Annotated in this window: 9 protein-coding genes and 1 pseudogene; 7 read left to right on the forward strand and 3 right to left on the reverse strand. The window is 62.7% G+C overall.

From position 1 onward, the window contains the following. Positions 1 to 3 precede the first annotated feature (3 nt). Positions 4 to 1,398, forward strand: coding sequence for an efflux transporter outer membrane subunit (locus PspCFBP13508_RS23015; protein WP_137215765.1), 1,395 nt, complete (start codon positions 4 to 6; stop codon positions 1,396 to 1,398). A 917-nt stretch (positions 1,399 to 2,315) separates the two neighbouring features. Continuing rightward, positions 2,316 to 2,405 (forward strand): annotated as a pseudogene (locus PspCFBP13508_RS27730) (metal ABC transporter ATP-binding protein); the annotation flags it as partial. Positions 2,406 to 2,447: 42 nt separating this feature from the next. Here the strand turns inward: PspCFBP13508_RS27730 and PspCFBP13508_RS23035 are convergent. Beyond that, on the reverse strand, positions 2,448 to 4,073 hold the full coding sequence (locus PspCFBP13508_RS23035) for a PvdJ/PvdD/PvdP-like protein (RefSeq protein WP_137215766.1): 1,626 nt from the start codon (positions 4,071 to 4,073) through the stop codon (positions 2,448 to 2,450). 207 nt (positions 4,074 to 4,280) lie between these two features. Here PspCFBP13508_RS23035 and pvdM point away from each other — a divergent pair, with 207 nt between their 5' ends. The 5 genes from pvdM to PspCFBP13508_RS23060 all read left to right on the forward strand — a co-directional run bounded on the left by pvdM (position 4,281) and on the right by PspCFBP13508_RS23060 (position 12,210). After that, positions 4,281 to 5,645, forward strand: a complete 1,365-nt coding sequence (gene pvdM, locus PspCFBP13508_RS23040) for a pyoverdine-tailoring dipeptidase-like protein PvdM (protein WP_137215767.1) — start codon at positions 4,281 to 4,283, stop codon at positions 5,643 to 5,645. After that, complete coding sequence (locus tag PspCFBP13508_RS23045; RefSeq protein WP_137215768.1) at positions 5,642 to 6,928, forward strand: aminotransferase class V-fold PLP-dependent enzyme; 1,287 nt, start codon at positions 5,642 to 5,644, stop codon at positions 6,926 to 6,928. The genes pvdM and PspCFBP13508_RS23045 overlap by 4 nt, the downstream gene beginning before the upstream one ends. Positions 6,929 to 6,964: 36 nt before the next feature. Next, entirely contained in the window at positions 6,965 to 7,852 is an 888-nt protein-coding gene (locus PspCFBP13508_RS23050; RefSeq protein WP_137215769.1) for a formylglycine-generating enzyme family protein, read from the forward strand. Positions 7,853 to 7,961: 109 nt separating this feature from the next. Next, entirely contained in the window at positions 7,962 to 9,611 is a 1,650-nt protein-coding gene (locus PspCFBP13508_RS23055; protein WP_024012358.1) for a cyclic peptide export ABC transporter, read from the forward strand. A 115-nt stretch (positions 9,612 to 9,726) separates the two neighbouring features. Continuing rightward, positions 9,727 to 12,210 carry a TonB-dependent receptor gene (locus tag PspCFBP13508_RS23060; protein WP_178084505.1) on the forward strand — a complete coding sequence of 828 codons (2,484 nt, stop codon included), beginning with the start codon at positions 9,727 to 9,729 and terminating at the stop codon, positions 12,208 to 12,210. A gap of 868 nt (positions 12,211 to 13,078) precedes the next feature. Here PspCFBP13508_RS23060 and PspCFBP13508_RS23065 read toward each other — a convergent pair. Both PspCFBP13508_RS23065 and PspCFBP13508_RS23070 read right to left on the reverse strand, forming a co-directional pair. Beyond that, positions 13,079 to 14,035, reverse strand: a complete 957-nt coding sequence (locus tag PspCFBP13508_RS23065; RefSeq protein WP_137215770.1) for an alpha/beta hydrolase — start codon at positions 14,033 to 14,035, stop codon at positions 13,079 to 13,081. A gap of 69 nt (positions 14,036 to 14,104) precedes the next feature. Then, on the reverse strand, positions 14,105 to 26,419 hold the full coding sequence (locus tag PspCFBP13508_RS23070) for a non-ribosomal peptide synthase/polyketide synthase (RefSeq protein ID WP_137215771.1): 12,315 nt from the start codon (positions 26,417 to 26,419) through the stop codon (positions 14,105 to 14,107). Positions 26,420 to 26,428: the final 9 nt, after the last annotated feature.

A 26,428-nucleotide genomic window follows, 5' to 3' on the forward strand; every position in this document is an offset into this window, starting at 1 on the left:
CCTATGAAAGTGCGACTGACCTTCCTCGCCGCCAGCCTGCTACTGGCGGCCTGCAGCAGCCCGGCGCCGCGCCTCGACAGCGGCGTACAGCCACCGAGCGCGTGGCAGTCCGCCGCCAACCATGGCGCGCTGCAGAGCAATCGGCAATGGTGGACGCAATTCGGCAGCCCCGAGCTGGAGCGGCTGGTGGAACAGGCGCGGCTGGGCAGCTATGACCTCGCCGCCGCCGTGGCGCGAGTCAGACAGGCCGAGGCCAGCGCAACCATCGCCGGCGCCCCGCTGCTGCCCGAACTCAAGGCCGGGCTGAATGCCAACCGGCAGAAACTGATCCACGGCAAGGGCTACAGCCAATTGGATGTCAGCCCGGAAAATCGTTCGCTGGACTATTACGATGCCGAGCTCAGCGCCAGTTACGAGATCGATTTCTGGGGCGGCAAGCGAGCCGCGCGCGACAGTGCCGTGTTCGGCGTGCAGGCCAGCGAGTTCGACCGCGCCACCGTCGAGCTGACCTTGCTCAGCGGCGTCGCCAACAGTTACACCCAAGCCCTGGCCTTGCGTGAGCAGGCGCGCATTGCCGCACTCAATCTGGCCAATGCACAAAATGTGCTGCATCTGGTGCAGACCCGTTTCGACGCCGGCAGCGCCACCGCGCTGGAACTGGCCCAGCAGAAAAGCCTGGTGGCCGAACAACAGCGCCGCCTGCCGCTGGTGCAGCAGCAGGCCCGCGAAGCACAGATCAGCCTCGCCGCCCTGCTCGGCCGACCGGTACAAACGTTACCGTTGCCCACGCAATCCTTCGCCCAATTGCACTGGCCGGACATCGCCAGCGGCGTGCCGAGCGAATTGCTCAGCCGCCGCCCGGACATCGCGAGCGCGGAGGCCAAGCTCGCCGCAGCCCAGGCTGATGTCACCGTCGCCCGCGCCGCGATGCTGCCGAAAATCACCCTGACCGCCAGCCTCGGCAGCGGCGCTGATCTAGCCGCCGATTTGCTACGCACGACGTTCTACAACCTCTCCTCGGGGCTGACCGCGCCGATCTTCAACAACGGCCGCCTCAGCGCCGAACGCGACAAGGCCAAGGCGCGACAGGAAGAATTGCTGGAGACCTATCGCGGGGCAATCATCAACGGCTTCGCCGACGTCGAAAAAGCCCTCAGCAGCATTCGCGGCCTCGACGAACAACGGCAATGGCAAAGCGAAGAACTGAACCAGGCACAAACCGCCTTCGACATCGCCCAAAGCCGCTACCAGGCCGGCGCCGAAGACCTGCTCACCGTCCTGCAAACCCAGCGCACGCTGTATGCCGCGCAAGACCTCAACGTGCAACTGCGCCTGTCGCGGTTGCAGGCGAGCATTGCCTTGTACAAAGCGTTGGGGGGTGGCTGGGAGGTGATCTGACGGAGATGCGTCGACTGGACTGACGCCTTCGCGAGCAGGCTCGCTCCCACAAATGGAATTCGGTTTGGACCAAGATCTTCGGCATGACCAAGGCCCCCTGTGGGAGCGAGCCTGCTCGCGAAGGGGTCCTGTCAGGCACTGATGCATCTGGATGACACACCGTATTCGCGAGCAGGCTCGCTCCCACAAATGGAATTCGGTTTGGACCAAAATCTTCCACACGACCAAGGCCCGATGTGGGAGCGAGCTTGCTCGCGAAGAGGTCCTGTCAGGCACTGATGCATCTGAATGACACCCCGCATTCGCGAGCAAGCTCGCTCCCACAAATGGAATTCGGATTGGACCGAAATTTTCGGCACGACCAAGGCCCATGTGGGAGCGAGCCTGCTCGCGAAGGGGTCCTGTCAGGCACTGATGCATCTGAATGACACACCGCATTCGCGAGCAGGCTCGCTCCCACAAATGGAATTCGGTCTGGACCGAAATCTCCGCCACGACCAAGGCCCATGTGGGAGCGAGCTTGCTCGCGAAGGGGTCCTGTCAGGCACTGATGCATCTGAATGACACACCGTATTCGCGAGCAGGCTCGCTCCCACAAAGGAATTCTGTTTGGACCGAAATCTCCGCCACGACCAATGCCCCATGTGGGAGCGAGCTTGCTCGCGAAAAGGTCGTGTCAGGCGCTGATGCATCTGGATGACACACCGCATTCGCGAGCAGGCTCGCTCCCACAAGGGGAATTCGGTTTGGACGGAAATCTCCGCCACGACCAAGGCCCCATGTGGGAGCGAGCCTGCTCGCGAATAGGCCTTGTCAGGCGCTGATGCGTTGGATGACACACCGCATTCGCGAGCAAGCTCGCTCCCACAAATGGAATTCGGTTTGGACCAAGATCTTCGGCATGACCAAGGCCCCCTGTGGGAGCGAGCCTGCTCGCGAAGGGGTCCTGTCAGGCACTGATGCACCTGAATGACACACCGCATTCGCGAGCAGGCTCGCTCCCACAAGGGGATTGCGAACTATTCTGGATATGTGTGTGTTGAACCCTTCTAGAGCTGTCGGCCCTTGACCTTCAGGTGCCGTGCATACCACGGGCGCTGCGGCACTTTGCGGAACAGCTCGGTCATATTGTCTTCGTCGCCAAAAGTGATGCGCAGCGCCAGTTTCATGGTTTCCGGATCCATCTCCACTGAGCGGCCGACTTGCAGGCCGGGCACGGTGCTGCAGCCGTGGGTGTCGGGGCCGAGCCAGGGGTCGGCGACTTCCACCCAGCGTCCCGGTGCAAACCATGGCACGCCGTTGACTTCCAGACGGCTCACTTCGCCCGGATGAAAACGTTCATGGGCGCGGAACCAATCTTCCAGGCGATCATCGATCCAGCCATGAAAGCGCCAGAACACCGGGTTCACATGGGAGGAAAACGGATCACCGAGAAAGTCGTTTTCCGGCGCATACCAGCGCGCAGCGAAGTCCGCCTGATCGCGCGCCATCGGCACCGGAATGTCGTTGGACGGATCACGCGCCACCGAAGCCCAGCGCATGTGCAGCCAGTCGTGCAGGCCCAGTTCGACTTCCGAACCGAACTGGCCAAGGGTCAATTTCGACAAATAACGCGGATCACGGTACTGCGATTCCCAAACCAGAAAATTGCTCTGAAAAGTCTCCGCCGCTTTGATGTCGCTGACCCATTTGGTGTACTCGTCATCACCCTCTGCCAGCCAGGTCGGCGGCAGTGAGTTGCCGTCGTGATTGTCGAAATAACGCGCGAAGCCTTTCCGGTCCCGTTCCAGCTCAGGCTGCGGCTGCGGAAACGCCGGCCACGACGGTAAATCCTGCATCGAGCGGGCGATGCCGAGCATGTGCCGGTGCATAAAGAAAAAATCCACGCCCGAGCCATTGCGATCCTTGCTCGGCCCACGGGCGTCGCGTTCCTTGTCACGTGGCCCGGGCTGCCAGCCGATGCCGCGCAGCGCTTCGCGTTTTTTCTCCGAGAGCTTGTGCCACTTGTCGCGGGTGGCGTGCCAGAGTTGGTGAAACAACCGATGCTCGGGCGCCACCAGCCAGGCCAACAGTTGCGGATTAAGCCCGGTGCGTTCACGGGCCTCGGGAAAACGCCGCTTGATGGCGATGAACTGATTGTCCAGCTCGGGCAACGCCAACGGCCGGTCCAGACGCAGTACCTGCCCGGTGAACGTGGCGCTGCCGGCATTGCCGAACGCTGCCCAGACTTCATCCAGTTTGACTTTTAATTCATACACCGGTGGCGCCAGCGGCTCATCGGTGCGCAGCAGGCGCCAATACATCTCGGCGCCGTTGCCCGGTGCCAGATTGCCAATGACTTGATAACGCACAGGCCCTTCGGCACGCAGGTTCGCTCCGGTGTCGAGATAGCCGCGCAAGCCGCGCCCACGATGGGCAATGTCGAGAAACAGCTCCAGGCCTTGCGCCGGCAGACCATCAAGCCCCGCCGCCGCACCGGTAAAGCGAATGTCCCAGACCCCACGCAAATTGTCCGCCAGCTGTTGCCCGGCGGTGTCCGCCAGATCGACCGTGGCCTCGCCCGGGGTGATCGGAAACTCCTCGCGAGTCAGTTCACGATGTGCATAAAAAGCGGCAGGCAGCGCGGCGCCCGTGAGTGCCATGCCCGCCATGAACCAGCGTCGAGAGATCGTCATTGCCCTACCTGTGTCAGCCATGAAGCAGGCTTTATCCAAGCTAGAACGTTTGCTCGGCGCGGAAATTTACGCCGCCGGCAAACATCACCCGCGCCGCTGCCGGGCATTTGTAACGCACACCTAAATTAGCCGTGCAGCCACTCGTTCTTCCCAGATAGCAAAGGCCCCTGCGCCTGCACCTCGACGGCGAACCTGAATGAGATGGCAATGACAAAACCGCGTTGGAAAAAGGCTCTATTCATCGGCCTGCCGCTGGCCCTGGCGATCAGTGCCGGCGCAGGACTTCTGGCCTGGGATTACCTGAACAACCCCGGCTACCCGGTGAAGGTGATGAAACAGGCGAGCGAGTTGCAGGATCGCCTGCTGTCGTTCGACAGCCACATCACCGTGCCGCTGAGTTTCGGCAGCCACGACCACGAAGCCGACAAGGATGGCTCGGGCCAATTCGACCTGGTCAAGGCCAATCGCGGACGCTTGTCCGGCGCAGCATTGACGGTGTTTGGCTGGCCGGAAATGTGGAACGGGCCGAACGCCCCGCACCGTCCGACCGAGGGTTTTGTCGAAGAGGCGCGCAACCAGCAGGAAGTGCGCTACAAGATCATTTCCGGGATCGTCCGCGACTTCCCCAATCAGGCCGGCATCGCCTACACGCCAGATGATTTCCGCCGCCTGCACGGCGAGGGCAAGTTTGCGATCTTCATCAGCATGCTCAACGCCTACCCGCTGGGCGATGATCTGAGCAAGCTCGACCTGTGGGCCGGGCGCGGCATGCGCATGTTCGGCTTCAGTTACATCGGCAACAATAGCTGGGCCGACTCATCGCGACCGCTGCCGTTTTTCAATGATTCGCCCGATGCCCTCGACGGTCTGTCGGACATCGGCAAACAAGCGGTGCAGCGCTTGAACGATCTGGGCGTGATCATCGACGTGTCGCAGATGTCGAGCAAAGCCCTCGAGCAAGTTGCCGAACTGAGCCGCACACCGCTGGTGGCCTCGCACTCGGCGCCCCGGGCGGCTGTGGATATCCCGCGCAACCTCAGCGACAAAGAGCTGCAACTGATCAAAAACAGTGGCGGCGTGGTGCAAGTGGTCGCTTTCTCGCAATACCTGAAACCGCTGACCCAGGGCACGCAGGACAAACTCAATGCGCTGCGTGCGCGCTTCGATCTGCCGCCACTGCCCAACCTCGCCATGGCGCTGATGCCGGGCGATCCGATCATCACCGCCTGGTCGGAACAGAAGCTCGGCCAGTACGCCAGCGGCCTCTACGCGATCCTCGAAGAGGAACCGAAAGCCACCCTCAAGGACTTCGGCGACGCCATCGATTACACGGTGCGCAAGATCGGTATCGACCACGTCGGCATTGCTTCGGATTTCAACGATGGTGGCGGCATCAAGGGCTGGGAAAACGTCGGCGAGATCCGCAACGTCACCGCCGAACTGCTGCAGCGCGGCTACTCCGAAGCGGACATTGCCAAGCTCTGGGGCGGCAACTTCATGCGCGTCTGGGATCAGGTGCGAAAAGCCGCGAAACCGGCGCTGGCGGCACGCCAGGAGGTGGCGCGACCATGACCGATCGTCGCACTTTCCTGAAGCAGGCCGGCCTGCTCGCCGCCGCCCTGCCCCTGGGCGCCAGCCTGACTGCACCGGCGGCCATCGCTGCTGCGCCCACTGCGTCGCGGGACAAATGGGCGCAGTTGCGTCAGTTGTTCGATCAGGATCCTCAGGCGATTCACTTCGCCAATTTCCTCGTCACCTCGCACCCCAAACCGGTGCGCGAAGCGATCGAACGCCATCGCGCGGCGCTGGATCTGAATCCGGGTCTGGCGATGGATTGGGATCTGGGCGTCACCGAGAAGCGCGAAGAAAACGTGCGCCACTGGGCCGGCCAGTATCTGCAAGCCAAACCGGCGCAGATCGCGCTGACTGGCAGCACCACCGAAGGCCTGGCGATGATCTACGGCAGCGTGCAGGTGCGCGCGGATCAGGAAATTCTCACCACGGTTCACGAGCATTATTCGACGCGCAACATCCTCGATTTCCGCAGCCGGCGTGACGGCACGCGCGTGCGCAAACTCACCCTGTTCGAAAACCCGCAGAGCATTTCTCTGGATCAGGTGCTCGACACGATCAATCGCAGCATCCGCCCCGAAACCCGCGTGCTGGGCATGACCTGGGTGCATTCGGGCAGCGGTGTGAAGCTGCCGATCAGCGAAATCTCGCGGGTAGTCGATGAGCACAACCGTCAGCGCGACGACCAGGATCGGCTGATCTACGTGGTTGATGGTGTGCACGGTTTTGGCGTCGACGACTTGAGTTTCCCGCAGATGAACTGCGACTTTTTCATCGCCGGCACGCACAAGTGGATGTTCGGCCCGCGCGGCACCGGCATCGTCTGCAGCCGCACCGAAGAACTGAAATACGTCAGCCCCAGCGTGCCGACCTTCTCCGAGGCCACGGCCTTCTCGACCATCATGACCCCGGGCGGCTACCACGCCTTCGAGCATCGCTGGGCGCTGGACGAAGCCTTCAAGTTGCACCTGCAGCTGGGCAAAGCCGAGGTGCAGACGCGCATTCATCAGCTCAACAGCTACCTCAAGCAACGCTTGCAGGAGCACCGCAATATCGAGTTGGTGACCCCGCTCGACTCGCAGTTCTCCGCCGGTTTCACCTTCTTCCGGATCAAGGGCCAGGACAGCGACGCAGTGGCGGCCTGGCTAATGCAGAACCGGGTGATCTGCGACGCGGTCAGCCGCGACGTCGGGCCAGTAATTCGCACCGCGCCGGGCTTGCTCAACAGCGAAGCCGAAGTGGATCGCTTCATGGACATCCTCGGCAAAAAGCTGCGCGCCTGACCCTCGACTGCCGTTTTCCTTTCAAAGAGACGACCCATGAAAAAGCCTCACGCGTCAATCCTCTCCAAAGCCCTGCCCGCACTGGCGCTAAGCGCCCTCTGCACTGCGCTGTTGCCCGGCACCGCGCACGCGGCGACAGCACCCGCTGCGGGCAAGGTGTTCAAGGATTGCAAGGACTGCCCGGAAATGGTCGTGCTGCCGACTGGCAGCTACACCATGGGCACGCCGGACGATGAAGTCGGCCGCCAACCCGACGAAGGCCCGCTGCACACCGTGACGTTCAGCAAACCATTCGCTATCAGCCGCTCGCAGGTGCTGGTGGGCGAATGGGACGCCTATGTGCGCGAGACCGGCAACAAGCCCTACGACTTCGATGATCGCCCGGGGCGCCGTTGCACCGCCGGCAAGCCGGAATTCAAACAGACGCCACGTGACCCGGCCGTATGCATGAACGTCGCCGAAGCCCAGGGCTACATCGACTGGCTGTCGAAAAAGACCGGCCACGCCTATCGCCTGCAAAGCGAATCGATCCGCGAATACGCCGCCCGGGGCGGCAGCACCGGGCCTTTCCCGTTCCCGTTCGATGAGGGCAAGGATTACCAGATCTCCAAACACGCCAACACCTATGGCGCAGCCGACGGCTACAACTTCACCTCGCCGGCCGGCACCTTCCCGGCCAATGCGTTTGGCGTGTTCGACGCCCACGGCAACGTCTACGAATGGACCGCCGATTGCTATCACCCGGACTACTCCGGAGTGCCCGCCGACGGTCGCCCATGGACCCAGGAAAACTGCGAACGCCAGGTCATGCGCGGCAACGACTGGGGCGAAGCGCCGATCTTCTCGCGCTCGGGCAACCGCAACAGCAGCTGGCCGACCAGCAAGGGCGACTGGCTGGGCTTTCGCGTAGTACGCGACCTCTGATCCCGCCCTCGACGAGCGCAGCCACGCCTGCGCTCGTTTAAAGAAACTCCGCGACCATTCGTTTTCCTTAAGTACCGGCACTCCCTCCGCATCGAAGCAGGAATCCTCCATGACCAAGCCTACGCGTGGGGCGATCAACGAATTGTTCGCCCTGCTCAAGCCCTTCCGCCTGATCGTCTCGGCGTCCATCGTGCTCGGCATGCTCGGCGGCCTGAGCGTCACCGTGCTGCTGGCGACCATCAACAACGCCCTGCATTCCGATGACGGCCTGACCCGCACCGTGGTGATGATCTTCGCCGGCCTCTGTGCCCTGGCCCTGCTGACCACGATCCTGTCGGACATCGGCACCAACTACGTCGGCCAGCACATCATCGCCAAACTGCGCAAAGAGCTGGGGGAGAAAGTCCTGTCGGCGCCGATCGACCAGATCGAACGCTATCGCAGCCATCGCCTGATTCCGGTGCTGACCCACGACGTCGACACCATCAGCGACTTCGCCTTCGCCTTCGCGCCGCTGGCGATTTCCATGACCGTGACCCTTGGTTGTCTCGGCTATCTGGCCATGCTGTCGTGGCCGATGTTCCTGATGATGCTGGTGGCCATCGCCATCGGCACCACCATCCAGGCGATTGCGCGGGCCAAGGGCATGCGCGGTTTCTACGCCGCCCGCGACTCCGAAGACGAACTGCAAAAGCATTACAACGCGATCGCCGAAGGCGCCAAGGAACTGCGCATTCACCGGCCGCGCCGCCAGCGCATGTTCGTCGCCGGCATTCAGAAAACCGCCGAGAAAATCTGCGACACCCAGATCAGATCGATCAACACCTTCGTCATCGCCAAGTCGTTTGGCTCAATGCTGTTCTTCGTGGTCATCGGCATGGCCCTGGCCCTGCAATCGCTGTGGCCGAGTGCCGACAAAGCGGTGATGAGCGGTTTCGTTCTGGTGCTGCTGTACATGAAGGGGCCGCTGGAACACCTGATCAGCACCCTGCCGATCATCAGCCGCGCACAGATTGCCTTCCGCCGCATCGCCGAGCTGAGTGAACAGTTCTCCTCACCGGAACCGCACCTGTTGCTGCAGGATCAGGGCAGCAAGCCGGCCGCCGTCAACAGCCTGGAACTGCGCAACGTGCGCTACGCCTTCCCTCCCGTGGAAGGCAGCGAGCCGTTCCGCCTCGGCCCGGTGAACCTGCGCATCGAACAGGGCGACATCGTGTTCATCGTCGGTGAGAACGGCTGCGGCAAAACCACGCTGATCAAACTGTTGCTGGGGCTGTACGCGCCGACCGAGGGCGAAATTCGCGTTAACGACAAGCCGATCACTGCGGTCAACCGCGACGATTATCGGCAGAACTTCACGACGATCTTCGCCGACTACTACCTGTTCGATGACTTGATCCAGGGCGATCGTGAAGTGCCGCAGGATGCCACCCGCTACCTCGAACGCCTGGAGATCGCCCACAAGGTCAGCGTGCGCGACGGCGCGTTCAGCACCACCGACCTGTCCACCGGCCAACGCAAGCGCCTGGCACTGGTCAACGCCTGGCTCGAAGAGCGCCCAGTGCTGGTGTTCGATGAATGGGCGGCGGATCAGGACCCGACCTTCCGGCGGATCTTCTATACCGAGCTGCTGCCCGACCTCAAGCGCCTGGGCAAAACCATCATCGTGATTTCTCACGACGACCGTTACTTCGACGTCGCCGATCAACTGGTGCGCATGGAGGCCGGCAAGGTCAGAAGCGAACTGCAAACCGCTTGATCGAGGCAGCCGCGACCGGGCCGGAGAAAAAACTTTTCCGGTTTGCCGCGGCTTCCTCGTCTTAATGAGATGAATAAGAACCATTAACAACTATACCTGCCAAGGTCTTAACCTCATGTCCGCATCCCGTTTCATGCTTCGCCCTCTGACTCGAGCCCTGCTGATGCACGGCGCGACCCGCACACGCCTGGCCGGTAGCGGCCTGGGTCTGGCACTGACCCTCGCGGCAGCGCCGTATGTCCAGGCCCAGGAATGGACCCTGAACATCCCGGCCCAACCGCTGGCCCAGGCCCTGCAAACCCTCGGTCAGCAGACCAGCCTGCAAATCGTCTACAGCCCGGAAAGCCTGCAAGGCCTGCGCTCCAGCGCCCTCAACGGCCGCTATCAGGATGACGAGTCGCTCAAGGCCATGCTCAGCGGCACCGGCATTCGCTATCAGCGTGACGGCAACACCGTCACCGTGCTCGGCCCGGCCACCAGCGGCAGCGCGATGGAACTGGCGCCTACCAACGTCAACGCCAACCGCCTCGGCGCCACCACCGAAGGCAGCAACTCCTACACCACGGGCGGTGTGACCATCGGCAAGGGCGTGCACTCGCTCAAGGAAACGCCGCAGTCGGTCACGGTGATGACCCGCAAGATGCTCGATGACCAGAACCTCAACACCATCGAACAGGTGATGGAGAAGACACCGGGCATCACCGTCTACGACTCGCCAATGGGCGGCAAGTATTTCTACTCGCGCGGTTTCCGCATGACCGGCCAGTACCAGTACGACGGCGTACCGCTGGACATCGGCAGCAGCTACGTGCAGGCGGACAGCTTCAACAGTGACATGGCCATTTACGACCGCGTGGAAATCCTCCGCGGCGCGGCCGGCATGATGAAGGGCGCGGGCGGCACCGCCGGCGGCGTCAACTTCGTGCGCAAACGCGGCCAGGACACCCCGCACACACAGCTGTCGCTGTCGGCCGGGACCTGGGACAACTATCGCGGCCAGGTCGACACCGGCGGCCCGCTGAACGACGCCGGCACCGTGCGTGGCCGCGCCGTGGTGACGCAGCAGACCCGTCAGTATTTCTACGATGTCGCTGAACGCCGCGACCAGATCTACTACGGCGCCCTGGACTTCGACCTCAGCCCCGACACCACCCTCGGTCTGGGCATGGCCTATGAAGACGTCGACGCCACCCCGTGCTGGGGCGGCCTGCCGCGCTACGCCGACGGCTCCGACCTGCACCTGAAACGCTCCACCTGCCTGAACACCTCGTGGAACAACCAGCGCAGCAAACGCGCCACCTACTTCGCCGACGTCAAGCACCAGTTCAACGACGATTGGTCGCTGAAAGTTGCCGGTGTCTACTCGCGCAACACCCAGGACATGGAATATTCCTTCCCGAGCGGCGCGGTGCCGGTCGGCGCCACTGCCACCAACACGCTGATGCTCGGCAGTACCTATGACTACGATCAGCGCGACTACGGTTTCGATGCCTACGTCGACGGCAAATTCGACGCCTTCGGCCAACAGCACGAACTGATCGTCGGCGCCAACGCCAGCCGTTCGCACAAGGACGACTTCTACGCGGTGGCAGCATTGCCGCAGCGTCAGAACGTGTTCAACCCGAACCACAACATCCCGCAGCCGGATGAAAGCTACTACCTGGCCAACGCCTCCCGTGGCGGCCCCGTGGACATGCACATCAAGCAATACGGCGCTTACTCGATCGCCCGCCTGAAACTCGCCGACCCGATGACCCTGGTACTCGGCAGCCGCGTCAGTTGGTACAAATCGGACACCGACTCGGTGCAGTACTTCCGTGGCGAAGGCACCGAGGTCAACACCCAGTCCACCGAAACCGGCCAGGTCACGCCGTTCGCCGGCCTGCTCTACGACCTCAACGACAACCTGACCGCCTACGCCAGCTACACCGACATCTTCACCCCGCAAGGCTCGTACAAAACCATCGATGGCAGCACGCTCAAGCCATTGATTGGCCAGAGCTACGAATTGGGGATCAAGGGTGAGTGGTACGACGGTCGCTTGAACACCACATTCAACCTGTTCCGCACCATCCAGAAAGACGCGGCGCAGGATGACCTGCGGTGCGAAGACAGTTCCTGCCAGATCAACTCGGGCAAGGTCCGCGCCCAAGGCTTTGAAGCTGAAGTCAGCGGTGAAGTGATCGACCGCCTGCAATTGCTCGCCGGTTATACCTACACCCAGACCAAGGTGCTGGAAGACGCCGACGCCACTCAGGATGGCGCGGTCTACAACTCCTACGTGCCGCGTCACCTGTTGCGCGTCTGGGGTGATTACGCCCTGAGCGGGCCGCTGGATCGGGTGACGATTGGTGCGGGTGTCAATGCACAGACAGGCACCTACCGCGTTTCGCCTCTGGGCGGGGACAATGTCAATGGCGCGGGTTATGCGGTCTGGAACGGTCGCATTGGTTATCGGATTGATGACACCTGGTCGGTGGCGTTGAACGGCAACAACCTGTTCGACAAGCGTTATTACGCGACCATTGGTACCGAGGGGTTCGGTAACTTCTATGGGGATCCGCGCAATTTTGTGATGTCGGTGAAGGCTGATTTCTGATTTTTTGATTTGAGCTGTGAGAGAGCCCCGCATTGTGAGATGTGGGGCTTTTTTGTTTTTTGGGATTGAGGCATATCCATTGCTGCGGGTGTTGCCGCTGGCGGTTTCGCTCTTACAGCGACTCACTTTTTCAAACGCCGGAATGCCGGCCCAGCAAAAAGTAAGCAAAAGGCTTCGCCCCGGCGTACGGCCCACTCGCTGGGGCTCGGGGTACCTTCGTTACGGAACCGATCCTGGCGCAGCGTCTACGGTTGGCTTCGCTGCACCTACAATCGCTGTGTACGACTGCGTCGTACGGTCGCTGCGCTCCCACGCCCGGATCGATCCCGTAACGAAGCCTGCCGAAGGGGCAAAAGATCAAGAGCCGGATCAAAAGCCAAAGCCAAAGCAAAAACAAATGCAAAAGCCAGATCAAAAGATCGCAGCCTTCGGCAGCTCCTACAGTTGGATCAGGCGCGGGCATAGAGAAATCGGTCGGCTTTAAGGCCGCCTTCGCGAGCAGGCTCGCTCCCACAGAAAAGCCAAGCAGCGCAGCTGCCCGCGGCGAAGCCGCCCCACTCAACAATGAGCGCAAGCTCGAGTGCTTTTGATCTTGATCCACCGGCGACGTCGGAAGGCTGAGTGGAGGGATTGATCCGGGGGTGGGAGCGCAGCGACCGTTCGACGAAGTCGAACACAGCGGAAGGAGGTGCAGCGAAGCAAACCGTAGCCGCTGCGCCCGGATCAGTCCCGGAGCGAAGGAACCCGAGCCTGCGAGGGCCGAACGTAGGAGCAAGCCTTTTGGGTTACCTTTTTGGCGTTTGAAAAAGGTGACCCGCCGTAAGGGCGGAACCGTAATCCGCAACACCCGCAGAAACGGATATGCACACTAAACCAGAGCCCGCGCAAGCGCCCCACCCACCCGCAAATACACCTCCAGAACCCCAGGCACCACCGCCCCCAACCGCAACAAATCATGAGTCAACCCGGCACAAACCTCGACATCGACCTCAACCCCCTGCCCGCGCAGCCTGTCGACATAAGCCTGCCCCTCATCCAGCAACGGATCAAACCCGGCCAATACCACAATGGCCGGCGCAACCCCACGCAAATCCTCCGCCAGCAACGGCGAAAAACGCCAATCCAGATAATCCTCCGGCCCTCGCGCATAGTGCTGATAAAACCACTCCAGCGTGTCGTTCTCGAGCAAATACCCCTCGCCAAACAACAGCCGCGAATCATGCACCCGCGAAGCATCCGTCACCGGATAACACAACAACTGCGCCTTGGGCGCGATAGCCACCGTGTGCGGCTGCCGCAGCGCCTGAATCGCCAGCACCGTCGCCAACGTGGCGCCCGCGCTGTCGCCACCAAACGCCACCCGCGAACCATCCAGGCCGAGGCTCGCAGCCTGTTCCGCCAGCCAGGCCAAAGCGTCCTCGCCATCCTCCAGCGCCGTCGGAAAGCGATGCTCCGGCGCCAGTCGATAACCGACCGAGAGCACCGCACACGGCGTGCGCTGGCAAAACTCGCGGCAGACACCGTCGTGGGAATCCAGACTGCCAACCACAAACCCGCCACCGTGGAAATACACCAGCACCGGCAGCGGCGATTCAACACCGTTGGGCCGATACAAGCGCAACGCCAGCGCCGCACCATCGCGGGCCAGTGTCTCAATCTCGCTGACTTCAACATCCTGCGGCGCCGGCCAGCGCAGTTGCGCGGTGGTCTGTTCGAAGGTGGCGCGGGCCTCGCTCGGGGTCAGTTGATGCATGGCCGGCAGGCCGGCGTCCTGGCTGTCTTGAGCGAGGTCGAGAAATGCTTCCAGATCAGGGTGTAACGACATCGGTAAAAATCCTTGTATCCGCAATAAGACGGGCGCGCCTGGGCAGCGCCCGCGCAAAAGGCCGGGTGATCAACCCACCCGCGCCATGCAATGTTCGATCAACGCTTCAAGCTCGCGCTGGTAATCGCTCATCAGCGCATCCATGGTGCCGGCGCGGTAACGCTGACTGCTGTAGATGCAGCGCAAGGCCAGTTGCCCGTCATAGACCTGGCCGACAATTTCCAGCCAGTTGCCCAGGTTCGCCTTGAGGCTGTAGTTGTCGCCGGTCTCTTCCAGTGCCGGCACCAGCAACGCCTGTTCATCGAAGCTCTGGTCGAACTGCCCGAGGTAGTTGAACGTCACCCGTGCCTGCGGCAATGCAGCCAGTTGCGCGGAGATTTCCGGCCCGGCCAGATGACGCAACACGCCGTAGCCGATGCCCTTCTGCGGTACGCCCGCCAGTTGCGCCTGCACATCGATGATCGACTGGCCGATGTCGTCGCCGTCCGGGCGCAAACGCACCGGGAACATGCTGGTGAACCAGCCAAGGCTGCGGCTCAGGTCGATCGATTCGAAGAGGTCTTCGCGCCCGTGCCCTTCAAGCAGGATCAGCGCCGACGGTTGCTGGCTCCAGCGGCACAGGGCGCGGCTGAGCGCTGACAACAGCAGGTCGTTGATCTGCGTACCGTACACCGCCGGGGCCTGTTTGAGCAGTTGTTCGGTGTGCTCGCGGGACAGTTTGAGCCGTGCCTGCGCCTGTTGCCGCACGAGGTTCTTGCCGCGCGGGTTGTCGCACGGCAGATCAACGCCGGGCTGATCCAGTTGCTCCAGCCAATAGCTCAATTCCTGCTCGGCAATCACCGGCGCCTGCGCCTGCAATGCCTCGGCAAACGAACGGTAACTGCTGGTGCGAATCGGCAGTTGCGGCGCCAGCCCCTGCACGCACGCCTCATAAGCGACTTTCAGATCGTCGAGCAGAATCCGCCACGACACGGTGTCGACCACCAGGTGATGAATTACCACCAGCAACCGCGCCTGGCCATCCGGCAAGGCCACATGCATGACCCGCCAGACCGGCCCGTCATCGAGTTTGAGGCTGCGCTGCGCGAGGTTGGCCAAGGCTTCGACCTCTTCGCTGCTTTGCGCTTCACGGCGCCACAGCACAGCCTCGTCGGACAAGCGGGTGCTATAGCGCTGCAACCAGCGCCCGCCGTCGTTGGAAAAACGCAGGCGCAGCGAATCGTGATGTTGTTCGATCAAGCCCAGCGCCTGTTCCAGTGCATCGAGATCCAGCGGTTGACGTGCGCTGAGCAGCAACGACTGGTTGTAGTGATGCGCCTCGGCCATGCCTTCGGCGAAGAACCACTCCTGGATCGGCAGCAAATTGAACGCGCCCTCTGCGGCAACCTGAGTCAGGTCCGGCAGCGCTTGCCCGGCGCCCTCCTTCGCCACTTGCTGCTCGAGAATGCCGGCGATGGTTTGATAGCGCATCAGATCGCGCAGCTTCAGCTCCATCTGCAGGGTCGGATGGTTTCGCACCCGCGAGATCACTTGCAGGCTGAGGATCGAGTCGCCGCCCAGTTCAAAGAAGTTATCGCTGATACCGACCTGCTCGACCTGCAACACCTGCGCCCAGATTTCCGCCAGCAGGCGTTCCTGCTCGGTGCGCGGGGCAACATATTCGTCGCTTTTGAACTCCGGCTCCGGCAGGGCCTTGCGATCGAGTTTGCCGTTGGGCGTAACCGGGAATGCGCTGAGGCAGACGATCTGCGCCGGCACCATGTATTCCGGCAGCGAAGCGCGCAGCCCGGCCTTGAGTTCATCGCCGATATCATCACCCGTGGCGGTGACCACATAACCGATCAGTTGCTTGCCGGAGGCATTGTCGCGGGCAATCACCAGCGCATCGCTGACCGCTGGCAACTGACGCAGGCTGGCCTCGACTTCCCCCAGCTCGATGCGGAAGCCGCGCACCTTCACCTGATGGTCGATGCGTCCGACGTAATCGACCACGCCGTCCGCGCGACGGCGCACCAGATCGCCGCTGCGGTACAGGCGCTCGCCGGGCGCAAACGGGTTGGGCACGAAGCGTTCGCCGGTCAGGTCGGGGCGCCCGTAATAACCGCGAGCGACGCCGTAACCGCCGATGTACAACTCACCGGCAAAACCCGGCGGCAGCGGATTCAGATCGTCGTCGAGCACGTACAGCGAACGCGCACCGACCGCGCGGCCGATCGGCGCATACGCCGCTTCGCAGTGCTGGCTGATGACGACTTTCCAGAGCATCGGCGTGACCACGGTTTCGGTCGGGCCGTAGCCGTTGGTGAAGTATTGCGGACGCAACGCCGCTTTGACCTGTTCGAAGGTCTGCTCCGGCACCGCATCGCCACCGAAGCAGTAGATGCGCACCGGCGGCGGTGCGATGCCGCTGGCGGCGGCGTACTCGGCGAGTTGCTTGAGATAGGCCGGCGGGAAGCAGGCGATGGTCACGCCGTAATCGTGCAGGGCCTGATAGGTCTGCTCCGGCGTCCACAGGCAACCGTCGCGAATCACCAGACGACCGCCGCTGTACAAGGTACTCAGCCAGCGTTCATGGGCACCGTCGAAAGCGAACGACATGAAGTGCAACTCGCAACTGCTGGCGTCCATTTCGTACAGCTCAGCGATGGCCTGGCAGTGCATGCTCAGCGGTCCCTGCGTCACGGCCACGCCTTTCGGCCGTCCGGTTGAACCGGAGGTGTAAACCAAGTACGCCAGGCTCTGCTCGTGAACATCGCAGACCGGGGCAGCATCGCTGTAAAGACTGCGATCGAGTTGATCGATTTCCAGACGCCGCACGCCGTTAGGCGCCGGCAACGTCGCGCGCAGGCTGGTTTGCGTCAGCAGCAGGGCCATGCGCGAATCTTCGATCATGTACGCCAAGCGCTCGGGCGGATAATCGATGTCCAGCGGCACGTACGCCGCACCGCTCTTGAGCACGGCGAGGAAGCTCACCAGCATTTCCAGCGAACGCGGCAACGCCACGCCGATCACCACTTCCGGCCCGGCGCCATGGGCGATCAGGCACTGCGCAAGTCGATTGGCCTGCCGCTCCAGTTCGGCGTAGCTCAGGCTTTCGCCGGCGCATTGCACCGCGATCGCGTCGGGCTGCTGTTGCGCATGACGGCTGATCAACTCCGGCAACAGGCGAGGTTCATGGCGGTGCGCCGGCTCGGCGCTCCAGGTCTGCGCCGCTTGCCATTGTTCGGCGGACAGACGCTGTAAGTTGCCCAGCCGCTCATACGGCGCGGCCATCATCGCCGCGAGGGTGTTTTCCAGGGTCAGACGAATGCCATCTACCGCCTCGGCGCTGAAGTGGCTGCGCAGGTACAGGTACTCGATCGACAACTCGTCGCCGAGCATCACCGCAAGGTCCATCGGCACGTTGGTCACGCCGTGGCCGATGGATTTGCCGAAGGTCAGCTCGGTGTCGGTTTCTTCCTGCAAGCGCTCGTCGATCGGGAAGTTCTCGAACACCACGATGCTGTCGAACAGCGCCTGACCACCGAGGTTCGACCAGCGCTGCACATCGGCCAGCGGTGCCTGGGAGTAATCGCGAATGTCGAGGTTGTAGGCCTGCACTTCACCCAGCCAGTCGGCCAGACGCTGATCGGCCTGCGGCGTCTGAATGATCGGCAAGGTGTTGATGAACAGGCCGAGCATGTTGCCGACGTTCGGCAGGCTTTCCGGACGCCCTGATACGGTGGCGCCGAAGGTCACCGTTTGCTGGCCAGTGTAGCGTTGCAACAGCAGCAGCCACGCGCCCTGGATCAGCGTGTTGGGGGTGATGCGCAAATCGCGGCAGAACTCCAGCAGGCGCGCGGTTTGCGCCTTGTCCCAATTCGAATAGAGCGCATCGTGACCGGTAACGTCGGCACTGTGGCGCGGGTGCATCGCCTGACTCAGCGCAGTCGGTTCGTTGACCACCGCCAGACGCGCCTTCCAGAACAGCTCCTGGGCATCCTGATCCTGCGCCTGCAACCAGGCAATGAAGTCGCGATAGCGGCCGTTTTCGCCAGTCACCTGGCCCGTGGAGTAGTACTGCAAGACCTCGCCGAACAGCCGCGAACTGCTCCAGCCGTCCATCAGGATGTGGTGGCTGGTCCAGATCATCTGGTACTGCTCGTCGCCCAGCTGCAACAGGGTCACCCGCTGCAAACGCGCTTCGGCCAAGTCGAAGCCCAGCGCGCGATCAGCGCTGGCGAACTCGGCAATCGCCGCCTCGCTGCAGTCCTGCTCACGCCAATCGAGCACCTGCATCTGCAGCGGCGCATGGCGATGCACCACCTGCAGCGGTTTGGCCAGGCCGTCCTGCCAATGGAAACTGGTGCGCAGGATCGCCTGACGCACAATGATGAATTCCCAGGCCCGGCGGAAACGCTCAACGTCGAGGCCCTTGATCGGCAGGCTGACCTGTTGCACGTAAAGGCTGCTGCCGTTATCCGACAGGGTGTGGAAGAGCATGCCTTCCTGCATCGGCGACAGCGGATAGACGTCTTCGATCAGCTCCGCCGGTACCGGCAAGGCATCGAGCTGCGCCTGATCCAGTTGCGCCAACGGGTAGCCGCTGGCGCTGGCGGAGTGCGCGTCTGCCAGCGAAACCACTGCGGCCAGTTTCTGCACCGTCTGCTGCTGGAACAGGTCTTTGGGCGTGAAGCAAATGCCCTGCTGCCGCGCGCGGCTGACCAGTTGAATCGAGATGATCGAATCGCCGCCGAGGGCGAAGAAGTTGTCGGTCACGCCGACCTGCTCGATCTTCAGAATGTCCTGCCAGACCTCGGCCAGTTGCTGCTCCAGCGCCGTCGAAGGCGCGACGTAATCGCGTTGTGCCTGATTGGCATCCGGCGTCGGCAAGGCCTTGCGATCAAGTTTGCCGTTGGGTGTCAGCGGCAACTGTTCGAGGAACAGCCACTGCGCCGGCACCATGTAGTCCGGCAGATGCGCCTTGAGCGCGGCTTGCAACTCAGCACTCAGCGCGTCCAGTTGCGCGGGGCTTTGATCAGCCTCGGCCGGTACCACATAAGCGACCAGTTGCTGACCGCCAACGCCGTCCACCGCCAGCACCACGCCTTCGCGCACGCTGGCCTGGGCCAGCAGACGCGCTTCGATTTCGCCCAGTTCAATACGGAAGCCACGCACCTTGACCTGATGGTCGATGCGGCCGACGTATTCGATACGGCCGTCGTCCATGAAACGCGTCAGGTCGCCGGTGCGGTACATGCGCTCGCCGTTGCTCGCCAACGGGTTGGGCACGAAACGTTCGGCAGTCAGGCCCGGGCGCAACAGATAGCCACGGGTGATGCCCTCACCGGCCAGATACAGCTCCGCCGCGATGCCGACCGGCGCTTGCTGCAATTGCTCGTCGAGCAGGTACGCAGTGGTATTGCGCAATGGCCGGCCGATATTGGCCTGGCCGCCGAGTTCGCGGCGGGTCCAGGTTGAATACGTGGTGTCTTCGGAAGGCCCGTACAGATCGTAAACGTGGGCGACCGAAGTCTCGCGGTACAGGGTGTCGACCAGCGCCTGCTTGAGCGGCTCGCCGGCCAGATTGATGATGCGCACGCCCGGCGGAATCTGGCCGATGCGTTGCAACGCGGCAATCGCCGACGGCACGGTGTTGATCAGGCGCACCTGATCACGCTCGGGCAAGTCCGGCAGCTCCAGGGCATTGCGTGCCATGACCATGGCTCCGCCGCGCGCCAGGGTGACGAAAATCTCCCACACCGACAGGTCGAAGCACACCGACGTCGAGGCCAGCACGCCTTGCAGATCGTTCTCGCTGTAGACCTCGGCGGACCAGTGAATCAGCGCCTGTACGTTGCGATGGGCGATGGCCACGCCTTTCGGTTTACCGGTGGAACCAGAGGTGTAGATCACGTAGGCAAGATTGGCCGAGTCGGCGCGCGCCGGCAGGTTGTCCGGTGCTTGCGCGGCGAACGCCTCACCGCCGGCCTCGACCAGCACCACGTGGGCTTCGCTGGATGGCAGCTGCGCCAGCAATGCTTGCTGGGTCAGCAGGACTTTCGCCTGACTGTCGTCGAGCATGTAGGCCACGCGGTCGGCCGGGTAGTCGGGGTCCAGCGGCACGTAGGTGCCACCGGCCTTGAGCACCGCCATCAGGGCGATCACCAGTTCCGCCGAACGCGGCAGTGCTACGCCGACGCGCACTTCGGCGGTGACACCCAGCGTCACCAGATGCCGGGCCAACTGGTTTGCGCGGCGGTTCAGTTCGCCGTAGCTCAGGGCCACGCCGGCATGACTCAACGCCCGTGCCTGCGGATGCGCCGCCACCCGTGCTTCAAAGCTCTGCGAGATCAAGCGCTCGGCCGGATAAGCCGCGTGATTGTCGTTCCACTGCGCCAGCGTCTGCCGTTCGGCCAGCGGCAGCAGACCGATCTCGCCAAGTGCCCGTTGCGGCGCTGCGATAAATTGCTCGAGCACTTCACGCAGATGCGCGGCCAGAGCGAGCACGCTGCGCTCGGCGAAGTGTTCGGTGAGGTAGTTGAAATCGAGGTTGAGCACTTCGCTGGCGCCGGCAATCAGGGTCAGACCGTAGTTGGTCTGCTCGCGATGCTCCAGACCGGAAAAACGCAGCCCGCCCGGATTGGCCTCCAACGCTTCGGACACCGGGTAGTTCTCGAACACCAGCAAGGTGTCGAACAACGCTTCGCCACTCAACGCCGCCAGGCGCTGAATGTCCTGCAACGGCGTCTGTTCGTAGTCGCGCAACAGCAGGTTCTTGTCCTGCACGCTGCGCACCCAATCGCCGACGCTGAGGCTCGCCTGCGGGGTGGCGATCACCGGCAAAGTGTTAATGAACAGCCCCAGTTGTTCTTCGATGCCCGGCAGATCCACCGGACGCCCGGATACCGTAGCGCCAAACGCCACCGTGGCCTGCCCGGTGTAGCGCTGCAACACCAGTAGCCACGCGGCCTGCACCAGGCTGTTGAGGGTCACCTGTTGCTGACGGGAGAAGCTGTTCAGACGCTGGGTCAACGCTTCATCGAAATGCAGACGATGCATCCGTTTGCCCGGCCCCGGCACGGTGCGTCCGTGACAAGCCGACGCCAGTCGGGTCGGCTCGTCGAGTTCGGCCAGTTGCCCGCGCCAGAAGTCCTGCGCGGCTGCCTTGTCCTGGCCTTGCAGCCAGACCAGAAAATCGCGGTAGCGGCCCTGTGCGCTCGGCACCGGCTGGCCGGCGTAATCCTGCAGCACCTCGCCGAACATCCGCGAGTTGCTCCAGCCATCCATGAGGATGTGGTGGCAGGTGAAAATCAGTCGATGGCGATCGTCGGCAGTGCGCAACAGGCACAGGCGCAGCAGCGGCGGATTCTGCAGATCGAAGCCGCGCTCGCGGTCGGCCTGCGCCCGCGCCTCAAGCACCGCCGGCAGATCAGCGGCATCGCGTACATCAACTTCCGGCATTTCCAGGGTCAGTTGGCGATTGATCACCTGCAACGGCGCGTCAAGGCCATCTCGGCCCCAGATGAAACCGGCGCGCAGCACTTCGTGGTGATCGACCACCCTCTGCCAGGCTTGCTGAAACCGTGCAACGTCGAGGCCGTCGATGTCCAGCAGCATCTGATAGACGTAGGCGCTGGCGTCGGCGTCGTACAGGCTGTGGAACAGAATGCCCTGCTGCATCGGCGCCAGCGGATAAATGTCCTCGATGCGCTGGGCGGCGATCGGCAGGCTGTCCAGATGCGCCTGGGACAAACCGGCCAGGGGCACATCGGACGGAGTCAGCCCCCCGGAATGACTAAGGCAGTGGTCGATCAATTCGCTCAGCGCCACTTCGTAGGCGCGGGCCAGCGCGGCAATGGTCGTCTCTTCGAAGACGTCACTGCTGTAGGTCCAGGTCAGGCTCAACTGGCCCTGATAAACCCGGCCATCGATGGTCAGCCAGTTGGCCATCGGCGCGTTTGCGTCCTGACCGGCGCCCTTGTCTTCGGTGGCAGGCCGCCACAAGGCGTCTTCATCGAAGTTGTTATCGAACTGGCCGAGGTAGTTGAACGTCACCTGCGGTTGCGCCAGTTCATGCAGTGCCGCTTGTGCTTCGGCGGTGCCGAGATAACGCAGCAAGCCATAGCCGATGCCCTTGTTGGGGATCGCGCGCAGTTGCTCCTTGATGCCTTTGATCGAGCTTTCCAGGCTGGAGTTTGGTGTCAGGCGTACCGGGAACATGCTGGTGAACCAACCCACGGTGCGGCTCAAATCGATGTCATCGAAGAGGTCTTCGCGGCCATGGCCTTCGAGCTGCACCAACGCACTGTCGCTTGCAGTCCACTCACACAACACTCGCGCCAGTGCGGTCAGCAGCAGGTCGTTGACCTGGGTGCGGTAGACCGCCGGGGCCTGTTGCAGCAACTGCCGGGTGCGTTCGGCATCCAGCCGCGTGTCGACGCTGCGTTCGAAGCGGTTATTCAATTGGCCCTGCGGATTATCCAGCGGCAAACCGAGCGGCGCGTCGCGCAACTGCTCGCGCCAGTAACTCAGTTCGCTGCCCAGCGCCGCGCTTCGCGCATGCTCTTCCAGGCGCAAGCCCCAGTCCTTGAAGGCGCTGGTCTTGGCCGGCAGATGCACGCGCTGTCCGCTGCTGATCTGCTGATAGGCGTTCTGCAGGTCTTCCAGCAGGATTCGCCACGACACGCCATCGACCACCAGGTGATGAATCACCAGCAGCAGACGCTGACTGGCGTCCGGCAAATCGATCAGCGCCGCGCGGATCAGCGGGCCGTTGTGCAGGTCGAGGCTGCGTTGCAGGTCCAGGCACAGCGCTGGCAATGCCGCGCTGTCGTCCAGCGTGAAAGTGCGTAACAACGCTTGTGGCTGATCCGCCGCGCCGTGGCTTTGCTGCCAGCCCTGCTCGGTTTGGCGATACCGCAGACGCAAGGCGTCATGCTGCTTTTGCACCTGCGCCAGGGCCTGTTGCAGCGCCGCGGCTTGCAGGGTTTTCGCCGGGGTCAGCAGGATCGACTGGTTCCAGTGATGCCGCGCCGGGATGTCGCTGTGGAAAAAATACTGCTGGATCGGCGTCAGTGGTGCGTCGCCAAGCACCTCGCCCTGCTCCGTCTGCACGGCGTCGCTTTGTTGCGCGACGGTGGCCAGACGCTGCACGGTCTGATGCTGAAAAATGTCCTTGGGCGTAAAGCGAATGCCGGCCTGCCGCGCGCGGCTGACCACTTGAATCGAAATGATCGAATCGCCGCCCAGCTCGAAGAAATTATCGTGAAGCCCGACCCGTTCGACCTTGAGTACGTCCTGCCAGATCTCCGCCAGACGCTGTTCCAGTTCGCTGCGCGGCGCCGCGTAGGCTTCTTGCACCTGGGCAACATCCGGCTGCGGCAGTTGCTTGCGATCGAGCTTGCCGTTGGCGGTCAGCGGCAGTCGGTCGAGGAACGCCCAACTCACCGGGACCATATAGTCCGGCAGGGTTTCGCGCAGGTGCAGCTTGATCGAATCACGCAGCGCGCCCTGCTCGTCCGCGTTCAATGTCTCAACCGGCACGACCCAGGTCGCCAGTTGCTGGCCGCTGAGGCCGTCCACCGCCAGCACCACCGCTTCGCGCACCTGCGGATGCTTGAGCAGTTGCGCTTCGATTTCGCCGAGCTCGATGCGGAAACCACGGATCTTCACTTGGTGGTCGATACGACCGATGTACTCGATCACCCCGTCGCCGCGCAGGCGTGCGAGGTCGCCGGTACGGTACAGACGCTGGCCGGCCTTGCGATTGAACGGATCGGGCACGAAGCGGGTGGCGCTCATGCCGGCCTGATTCAGATACCCACGTGCGAGACCGGCACCGGCGATGTACAACTCGCCAATGCAGCCTTGCGGTACCAGGTTCAGCGAGCTGTCGAGCAAGTACCACGACAGGTCGACAATCGGTGCGCCGATCGGGCTGCTGTGATTGCTCTGCAGATCCGCCAGCGACAACGGCCGGTAAGTGACGTGCACGGTGGTTTCGGTAATGCCGTACATGTTGATCAGCGTCGGCGTGCGGTCGCCAAAACGCTCGAACCACGGACGCAGATTCTGTACTTCCAGCGCCTCGCCGCCGAACACCACGTAACGCAGGGCATTGCTGCGGCTCGACTCGCAGGCGACCTGCATCAACGGCTTGAACGCCGACGGCGTCTGGTTCAACACGGTGACATTTTCATCGCACAGCAGCGTGTAGAAATCCTCCGGCGAACGGCTGACATCGTGCGGCACCACCACCAGTTTGCCGCCGTACAACAGCGCGCCGAAAATCTCCCACACGGAAAAGTCGAACGCGTAGGAATGGAACAGCGTCCAGCTGTCCTGCGGGCCGAAATCGAACCAGTGCTCGGTGGCGCTGAACAGGCGCATCACGTTGCCGTGCGGCAGCAGCGCGCCTTTGGGTTTGCCGGTGGAACCGGAGGTGTAGATGACGTAGGCCAGATTGTCCGGCGTGGTCAGGCATGGCGGGTTGCTTGCGATGCCGTGCTCCGGCGTTTGATCCAGATCGAGACAGACCAGCCCCGGCGGCAGCGGCAATTGCCCGAGCAAATGGCCCTGGGTCAACAGCAATTGAATACCGCTGTCGTCGATCATGTAGCTCAAGCGGTCATCCGGGTAGCTCGGGTCCAGCGGCACATAGGCGCCGCCCGCTTTCAGCACCGCGAGAATGGCGACGATCATGTCCAGCGAACGCTCCACCGCCACGCCGACGCGCACGTCCGGGCCGACGCCCTGCTCGATCAGCGTATGCGCCCACAGGTTGGCGCGGTGATTGAGCTCGGCGTAAGTCAGGCGTTGCCCGGCACTGCTCACCGCCACCGCATCGGCATGCCGCTCGGCCTGGGCCTCGATGGCTTGCTGGAGGCACTGGGTCAGCGGTTGTTCAATCAGCGGCGGATTCCATTGCGCCAACAGCTGTTGCTGCTGGCCTGCATCGAGCATTGGCAACTGGCCGATACGCTGGCTCGGCTCGGCGACGATCGCTTGCAACAGCGCGATCCAGTGTTGCGCCAGGCACTCGATGGTCGCTGCGTCGAACAGGTCAGTGGCGTACTTGAGCACCGCTTCGATGCCGTGGGCCTGCTCGGTGGTGTTGAGGGTCAGGTCGAATTGCGCGGTCTGGCTCTGCCATTCCAGCGGTTCGATGTTCAGGCCGTTGAGGCGCGTGGCGACGCTCGCACGGCGCTCGGCCTGGTGGTTGAACATCACCTGGAACAGCGGACTGTGGCTGAGGCTGCGGCCCGGCTCCAGCGCTTCGACCAGTTGCTCGAAGGGCAAGTCCTGATGCGCCTGCGCCTCCTGCGCCGTCTGTTTGACCTGACGCAGCAGTTCGATAAACGGCAGCTCTGCGTCGATGTCCGCCTTGAGCACCTGAGTGTTGACGAAGAAGCCGATCAGCCGCTCGATTTCCACCCGGCCACGGTTGGCCACCGGCACGCCGACACGGATGTCGCTTTGCCCGCTGTAGCGATGCAGCAAGGCCTGAAACGAAGCCAGCAGCAACACGAACAGGGTGACGTTTTCCTGCCGGGCAAAGGCCTTGAGGGCATGGCTCAGCGGCGGATCAAGAATCAGGTTATGGCTGGCGCCGGCGAAGCTTTGATCGACCGCGCGCGGGCGATCCAGCGGCAGTTCCAGCACCGGTTGTTCGCCGCCGAGCTTTGCCTGCCAGTAGGCCAGTTGCCGCTCCTGCTCACCGGCCTCCATCCACTGGCGCTGCCACAAGGCGTAATCGGCGTATTGAATCGGCAGTGCCGGCAGACCGGCGTCGTGACCGAGGTTGAAACCGGCATAGAGCTGCACCAGTTCCTCGATCATCACTTGCAGCGACCAGCCATCGGAAACGATGTGGTGCAGGGTCAGCACCAGCACATGGTCATCAGGGTTGACCTGCAGCAGCGCGGCGCGCAGCAACGGGCCGTGCTGCAGATCGAAAGTCTTCTGGCTCTGGGTCTGGACGAAAGCTTCGATCGAGTGCTCCGGGTCATGCGCCAGATCAGTGCTCAGGTGATGAATATCGAGGGTAAAAGGTCCTGCGGGCAGGACCACTTGCAAGGGTTGCGCGCTGTCTTGAGAGAACACCGTGCGCAAGGTTTCGTGGCGCTCGATCAGCGCCTCGACGCTGCGTTCCAGTGCCGGCACATCCAGCGGCCCCTGCAAGCGCAGGGCCGTCGGAATGTTGTAGGCCGCGCTGTGCGGTGCCCACTGCCAGAGGAACCACTGGCGCTGCTGAGCGTAGGACAGCAGCAACGGCTCTTCAGCCGTGCGCTTGAAAACCGGGGCAATGTCAAAGAGGTTGACGCCTTTCTGCTTGAGCAGAACCGCCAGAGCCTTTCTTTGCTTAGCCGAAAGTTGTCCTACCGACTCGATTAACTCTTGCACGCGTTTTTC

This window comes from Pseudomonas sp. CFBP13508 (assembly GCF_005233515.1).
Taxonomy (GTDB): domain Bacteria; phylum Pseudomonadota; class Gammaproteobacteria; order Pseudomonadales; family Pseudomonadaceae; genus Aquipseudomonas; species Aquipseudomonas mercuritolerans.

Coding starts and splice junctions, on each gene's coding strand:
- PspCFBP13508_RS23015 (WP_137215765.1), top strand. CDS start 4: ATGAAAGTGCGACTGACCTTCCTCGCCGCCAGCCTGCTACTGGCGGCC.
- PspCFBP13508_RS23035 (WP_137215766.1), bottom strand. CDS start 4,073: ATGACGATCTCTCGACGCTGGTTCATGGCGGGCATGGCACTCACGGGC.
- pvdM (WP_137215767.1), top strand. CDS start 4,281: ATGACAAAACCGCGTTGGAAAAAGGCTCTATTCATCGGCCTGCCGCTG.
- PspCFBP13508_RS23045 (WP_137215768.1), top strand. CDS start 5,642: ATGACCGATCGTCGCACTTTCCTGAAGCAGGCCGGCCTGCTCGCCGCC.
- PspCFBP13508_RS23050 (WP_137215769.1), top strand. CDS start 6,965: ATGAAAAAGCCTCACGCGTCAATCCTCTCCAAAGCCCTGCCCGCACTG.
- PspCFBP13508_RS23055 (WP_024012358.1), top strand. CDS start 7,962: ATGACCAAGCCTACGCGTGGGGCGATCAACGAATTGTTCGCCCTGCTC.
- PspCFBP13508_RS23060 (WP_178084505.1), top strand. CDS start 9,727: ATGTCCGCATCCCGTTTCATGCTTCGCCCTCTGACTCGAGCCCTGCTG.
- PspCFBP13508_RS23065 (WP_137215770.1), bottom strand. CDS start 14,035: ATGTCGTTACACCCTGATCTGGAAGCATTTCTCGACCTCGCTCAAGAC.